6 protein-coding genes are annotated in these 6,978 nt (G+C 43.5%); 5 read left to right on the top strand and 1 reads right to left on the bottom strand.

Going from position 1 to position 6,978, the window contains the following annotated elements; all coding sequences use genetic code 11:
- A partial coding sequence (lptM, locus tag ACT3RN_RS13765; protein ID WP_192520342.1) for an LPS translocon maturation chaperone LptM occupies nucleotides 1-291 on the bottom strand: 291 nt, incomplete at its 3' end.
- Nucleotides 292-974: 683 nt separating this feature from the next.
- On the opposite strand from lptM, the gene ACT3RN_RS13760 reads away from it, so the two are divergent.
- The 5 genes from ACT3RN_RS13760 to ACT3RN_RS13740 all read left to right on the top strand — a co-directional run.
- Nucleotides 975-2,204, top strand: a complete 1,230-nt coding sequence (locus ACT3RN_RS13760; protein ID WP_192520343.1) for an acetate/propionate family kinase — start codon at nucleotides 975-977, stop codon at nucleotides 2,202-2,204.
- Between the two features lie 194 nt (nucleotides 2,205-2,398).
- The gene (gene pta, locus ACT3RN_RS13755; protein WP_192520344.1) at nucleotides 2,399-4,546 is read left to right on the top strand and encodes a phosphate acetyltransferase; all 2,148 of its coding nucleotides are present in this window, start codon (nucleotides 2,399-2,401) and stop codon (nucleotides 4,544-4,546) included.
- Between the two features lie 378 nt (nucleotides 4,547-4,924).
- Nucleotides 4,925-5,848, top strand: coding sequence for a nicotinate-nicotinamide nucleotide adenylyltransferase (locus tag ACT3RN_RS13750; RefSeq protein WP_192520345.1), 924 nt, complete (start codon nucleotides 4,925-4,927; stop codon nucleotides 5,846-5,848).
- 142 nt (nucleotides 5,849-5,990) lie between these two features.
- Nucleotides 5,991-6,404, top strand: coding sequence for a ribosome silencing factor (gene rsfS, locus ACT3RN_RS13745; RefSeq protein ID WP_192520346.1), 414 nt, complete (start codon nucleotides 5,991-5,993; stop codon nucleotides 6,402-6,404).
- Between the two features lie 190 nt (nucleotides 6,405-6,594).
- Nucleotides 6,595-6,978: MOSC domain-containing protein (locus ACT3RN_RS13740; RefSeq protein WP_444518721.1), on the top strand; the 384-nt coding region annotated here is incomplete at its 3' end.

The following is a 6,978-nucleotide window of genomic DNA, read 5'->3' as shown; positions in this document are numbered from 1 at the left end:
ATAATCGTTAGGGTCTTCGTTGACGTCTGCTAGCATTATCTCTAACTCACGGGAGTTTTGTTCATCACTCGCCAATGCTGTCTCTGATAAATCATCAGTGTCAGATAATAACGCTGAACCTACCGTATTTGAGCTTGTATTATCTACTAGGTATAGGTCACCTTTTTGTCCGCAGCCTGATATTCCTACTATGGCAGTAGCAATAATGAGTGCAGAAAGTGCACGGCGACTGGTATTGACAGATAAACGATAGGTGTGCTTGACATTTAAAACACGGTGTATAGTAAGCATAAAACAGATAACCTTACAGCAGGGTGAATATAAGTAAATTATTCAAAATATTATAATTTATTGAAAACATTTTTAGGGTCTTTTGGACACCAAACAGTGCTTCAGCATAGCATTGTACCAGTAAAGAAGCATGCCTTTTAAGTGTGCTCGATCACTAATTTTTCGGTATTTATTATCTATAAATATTACTGATAACGATGGTTTTTTGAGCCTGTTTTTTTAACGTAGGCTCAGAAAACTACCAAACGAAGACTAGAAAAGTTACATGGCATTTGCTGTAAATTTAGAGCCGTTTCATAGCGAAAAACACGGGCAAAAACAATCTTGAAAAACTTTCTTACAATTTTTATTGTGGACAATCCTGCCTTTATAGCAATTGTCATTTTATAACGATATCCGGTGTACAGATGTAACAGTACTTGACGAAGTTCAATCTTAAACCTTATAGTTACTGTGGTATAAGATTTTAATTATGTTACATTATACTGCGAAATTATTTGCTTTGTTTGATGAATTGCTAGAAGCAACCAAGTAAAGTGACCAGTAAGTATCTATTGGCAAACCTGTAAGCGAATTATCGCTTAGTTCATTTTTATGACAGGTTTGCTGATTTTTGTTTGTTTAGCGGAAGTTAATCCGCTATGATTTACCACTTATCAAAAAACATAATCTAAGGATAGAGCATGAGCGATAGCACCCCCATCTTTAATGACCGCAATACCGGCAGATCAAAACTAATCAACCCTACCTTGGTTCTGAACTGCGGTTCATCTTCAATCAAATACGCACTCATCAGCGAAGACGAATCCACCCGTATTACAGGACTTGCCGAAAACTTGGGGCTCGATACCGCTCGCATCAAGCATACTACATTAAACGGTGAAAAACTTGAAATCACAATCCCTGGTGGACGTCATGAGCTAGCTCTACAAAAAATTCTAGCACTACTTGAGCAATATCATTTTATTGCTGTTGGTCATCGCGTGGTCCATGGTGGTCGTGAATACTCAAAAGCAGTTCGTGTTGACCAACACGTACTTGATGAAGTAAAACGCCTAAAAATCTTAGCGCCATTGCACAACCCAGCAAACGCCTTAGGTATTGAAGCGGTTGAAGCCATTTATCCTGATATTCCACAAGTAGTCGTGTTTGATACTGCCTTTCACCAAACAATGCCACCTGTTGCCTACCGCTATCCGATTCCAAAAGCATTATACGAAGAAGAAAAAATCCGTCGTTACGGCTTCCATGGTACTTCGCATGCCTACGTATCAGAGCGTGCTAGCACCCTCACAGATACCAAAGGTCCACATGGTTGGTTAACCGCCCACTTAGGTAACGGTTGCTCAGCGTCTGCTGTCTATAATGGTGAAAGCTTAGATACTAGCATGGGTCTGACGCCACTTGAAGGTCTGATGATGGGCACACGTAGTGGTGACGTCGATCCTAGCCTACATATTCATCTCAAGCGTAAGTTGGGTATGAGCTTAGAAGAAGTAGATACCATGCTCAACAGCGAAAGTGGCTTATTGGGTATCTCAGGTCTATCTAATGACTTGCGTACTATCGAACAAGCGGCAAACGAGGGACATAAAGATGCTCAGCTCGCCATCGAGATGTTCTGTTATCGTGTCGGTAAATATCTAGCCAGCCTCAGCTGTGCGCTGCCTGACTTTACTGGTATTGTCTTTACTGGTGGTATTGGTGAAAACTCATCAACCACACGTGCGCGTATCTTAGATGTCATGCGTCATTTCGGCATCAATTTTGATGCTGACAAAAACGATGAGCTGGTCGGTGGTGCTGAAGGAAACTTCCAAGAGCAAGATAGCAGCATTGAGCTGTGGGTTGTTCCAACTGATGAAGAATGTCAGATTGCTAAAGAAACCCGTCAGGCATTAGGTCTGAAATAAAAATAGCTTGGCTATCTAACGATACCTACTTAATGGCTTATGTTATATAAAAATTATTTATATAACGTAGGCCTTTGAGTAGCTGCTCGATTCTCAGTCAATACTACAAATGAACGATGCAGCAAGCATCATCGTTGTAGCCAATCAGCAATACCCCCTTCATAGATATAACAAAACAAATAGTAGGATATACTATGCAAACCATTTTACTTGTTCCCATTAGTCGCGGTATCGGCGTGACATCAGCAGCACTAGGTCTTATTCGTGCATTTGATTATAACGGTGTTAAAGCCGGTTTTATGAAACCATTTCTGCAAGATGATACGCTCGACAAGCAGAATAGTCTGGACAGCTCAAGCGCACTAACCATGCACGCATTTGGTCTAACACCGCCCAAATCTATCAACCGTCAGCGCGTCGAGCGTATGATCGGTGATGACAATCTAGATGACTTGATGGAAGAAGTCGTTGAAAACTATCACTCCATCGAAGGTGATTATGGTGTCGTCATCTGTGAAGGCTTGGTATCAACCACAGAAGCCTCTTATGCCGCACAAATCAACCGTGCCATTGCCCATGCTTTAGATGCCAAAATCATCTTTGTGAGTACGGTCGATACCAAAAACCCAGCCTATTTAGCCGATAAGCTGGATGTGCATGCGCGTGAGTTTGGTGGTATGGCCTCTGATCGCACGTTAGGCTGCATTCTGATGCGAGTGCATGACTTACCAAACACTTTTGAGAATCAACCAGTCGCGCCAGGTGAGGCGGTTGTGAGTTTAGATGAAAATTTCGTTCAAGAAGTACAGCGCTTATCTCCTTCTTTTGATACCGAACAGTTTCGCCTAATTGGTGTGGTGCCATTTAGCGACTCATTATCTGTACCTCGTACTTGGGATATCGCCACCGAACTTGATGCCACTTGGATCAATGTTGGTGAAGCCAAAACACGTCGTATCAACAAGATTAGCCTAACTGCACGCTCAGTGACACGGGTAGACGAAGTGTTCAAACGTGGCACACTCATCGTCGTACCTGGTGACCGTGATGACTTGTTACTCGCTGCGGCTTTGGCTTGTATCAATGGTGTGCCATTAGCAGGCTTGGTACTGACTGGTGGCGTGTCACCAAATGCGACCGTGGCTGAGCTATGGCAATCAGCTCTTAAGACAGGTATTCCTGTCATGAGTGTCGAAGCAGATAGCTTTGAGACCGTACAGAGCTTATTACACATGAGTGCTGAGATTCCAAGTGATGATACTGAACGCGCCCTAGAAGTAACACGTTATGTGGCTGCACACTTAGATTTAGGTTGGATCAAAGAGCAGTTCAGCGGTGAGTATAAGCCACGTTTATCACCAGCTGCCTTCCGTCATCAGGTCGTCAAAAAAGCACAAAATGCCAAAAAACGTGTGGTACTGCCTGAAGGGTCTGAACCACGTACAGTAGAAGCTGCCTGTATCTGTCAAAGCCGTGGTATCGCTGACTGTGTACTACTTGCAAAACGCGAAGATGTAGAGCAAGTTGCTAAGAACCGCGATCTTGTCTTGCCAGAAGGTTTAGAGATTCTCGATCCTGCCAGCCTTGATATGAGCAAGTATATTGATGCAGTGGTTGCTCGCCGTAACGGAAAAACTTCTCCAGAAGTCGCCGCTGAACAGCTCGAAGATACGGTATTCTTAGGCACTATCATGCTACAAATGGATGAGGTTGACGGTCTAGTCTCTGGTGCTATCCACACCACTGCCAACACTGTGCGTCCAGCTTTTCAATTGATTAAGACTGCACCACAATACTCATTGGTATCATCAATCTTCTTTATGCTGCTACCAGAGCAGGTCGTGGTGTATGGTGACTGTGCGATTAACCCAGACCCTAATGCAGAAGAGTTGGCAGAGATTGCTATCCAGTCTGCTCAGTCTGCCGCCGCCTTTGGTATCGAACCAAAAGTTGCGATGATTAGCTACTCAACTGGCTCATCAGGTACAGGCGCAGATGTCGAAAAAGTCATCAAAGCCACACAAATAGTCCGTGAGCGCGCGCCTCACCTAGCAGTTGATGGCCCGCTACAGTACGATGCCGCATCGGTCATGAGTGTCGGTAAACAAAAAGCCCCTGACTCGCCTGTCGCTGGTCAAGCAAACGTGTTTATCTTCCCAGATCTCAATACAGGTAATACCACTTATAAAGCGGTACAGCGTAGTGCCAACGTTGTGAGTGTTGGACCGATGCTCCAAGGTCTAAATAAACCAGTAAACGATTTGTCACGTGGTGCGTTGGTTGATGACATCATTTACACCGTTGCGCTTACTGCAATTCAGGCATATAGTGACGCCATTTAATCACTCAATCAGATCGTAAAAAATCCTGTGATTAAGCCGACTACCTCATTGATAGTCGGCTTTTTCTTAGGCATTTTTTATTTAATACTGTTTATGGGTTTTGAGCGCTACTAGGGTGTGTCCTCATTTTAAAAATGGTGATAAAAATGAGATAAATTGTCGTCAAACAAGGAAAACAGCGCAGATAATATCGAGATATTAGTCAGCTATTTGACGCCGTTTGGCAAGATTTAGCCATTTTTAACCTATTTAGATGGCTATCGATTGAATTGAGGACACGCCCTAGTGACATATACCTGCTTGCCCACTACAATAGCGCTACCCTCTCTTTTAAACCTGCGGTAAGATTTTCTTGCCAACCATTTGCTCCCTTTATTTATGTCTAATATCACCAACCATAAACAGACTCAATATCCTGCGCCTGCCATTCGTGCGTATCTTGGTGGCTCATTTGATCCTGTGCATAAAGGTCATGTGCAAATAGCGATGTACGTTTATCAGCATTTATTGCCACTAGCCAAGCAGCTAAATCGTGAGCTGCATGTGTCACTGTTACCTAATGCTCGCTCACCTTTTAAACAACAAAGCACCGATCCTAATCATCGCTTAGCCATGTTAAAGCTCGCAACACTAAATACTCCCATACGGATAGACGAGCTTGAGCTTTGGCAAACACCACCTGTCTATACCATCGATAGCGTACGGGCGTTACGGCAGCGCTATCCGAATGACAGTTTGATATTTATCATTGGTATGGACAGCGCGCTAAGTTTGACTAAATGGAAACAAGGGCTTGAGCTGACTGATTATGTCAATCTGTGGGTTTTTAATCGTGATAGCTTATCTGAGACTTATGACAACGATAGCGGCTCTTCTCAAACCAATGAAAAGCTCATGAACAAAAACACCATGAACCAAGACGTTTCTGTGTCTGAGCTGCAAGCGCAATTACCCAATCAACTACAGCCTCTCATTATTAGTTCGCCCAATGAACTCATAACAGCTAACTCTCATATAGCCGCAAATAGCAGTCGCTTACAAAATAATAAACACCAAGGCAGTATTTACGTAGACGCGCGCCCTGTGACCGCCGTATCTAGCACGCAAGTACGTCAGCAACTTCACAATCCCCCTCACGCATTAAATATAAAGCACACTGCCGAAACGCAAATCGCATCTTTGCAACCAATAAATGATATCATGGACAATACTGAACCCAATCCATTAGCTAAATGGCTAAATCCTGCTGTTTATCAATATATTATCACCCATCAGCTATATTCTGCTGCTCAATTCCGTTAAAATCGCCTTATCTTTGTCATTTTGCCTACCCTGTCTCTATACGTGACGGGCGACATCTAGCTCATTCGACAATGCCAACGCATGCAAATTGACGATTTACCTTTTTTATTTTTAATATTTACGATTCAAGAGATCAAAATTTATGACCAATACCATGACTGAAGAACGTTTAAAAAAATGCTTAGCCGTTGTTGAAAATGCTCTAGACGATATGAAAGCAAAGAACATCACTGTAATGAATGTAGAAGCATTAACTGACGTAACAGAACGCATCGTCATCGCTAACGGTACCTCTAAGCGCCATGTACGCGCAATGGCTGACAGTGTCGGCGCAGAGGCGAAGCAAGCGGGCTTTATGCCACTTGGCCGTGAAGGCGGTATCGACTCTGACTGGACATTGATTGATTTGGGCGCTGTTGTCGTCCACATTATGACGCCTCAAGCACGTGAGTTCTATGACCTAGAAGGTCTGTGGTCATCACCTGACCAATTGGCTGAGCTAGTTGCGACCCCGCGTGAAAAGAAAACGGCAGGCCGTCGTAACAAAGTCAAATAAGATTGTTGATTACGATATCCGTCCAACATTAAAACATGCACTACCAAAAAGACCAGAATCACTATTCTGGTCTTTTTTATGCAAAAAACACTGTCTCTATCCCTAATAAATATTCTGAAAATGGTTCACAATTACGCTATAGTCGATACTAGGGTCTGTTGATCAGACCTTAAATAAATCAGAATCGCTTATGAGTACAGAATCGATGATACCGACGTTACCAACGACAGAAGACCCCAAATCAGACTTTAATGATACCCTACCCTTACATATCGCCACCCTAACCTGTGTCCGCGCTGGTAAGGCCATGCCATTCGCGCGCGAAGAAATGAGCGCCATTGATAAAGCGCCAGTTAAAGCACCTGTTGCGGTCAACTTCATGGGGTTAACGACGGATGAGCAAGCCGATCGCAAACATCATGGTGGCCCACTAAAAGCGGTGCATCAACTGGCACCTGCGACTTATGACAAAATCAATGCTGAGTTTGACCTAAACGTGCGTGTCGGTACATTGGGTGAAAACCTCACGACCGAAGCCGTTAATGGTCTACCAGAAATGACTGAGTCTACGGTT

The organism is Psychrobacter sp. AOP5-GZ1-6, assembly GCF_052376345.1.
Lineage (GTDB): Bacteria > Pseudomonadota > Gammaproteobacteria > Pseudomonadales > Moraxellaceae > Psychrobacter.
This window is presented reverse-complemented; position numbering and strand designations above follow the sequence as displayed.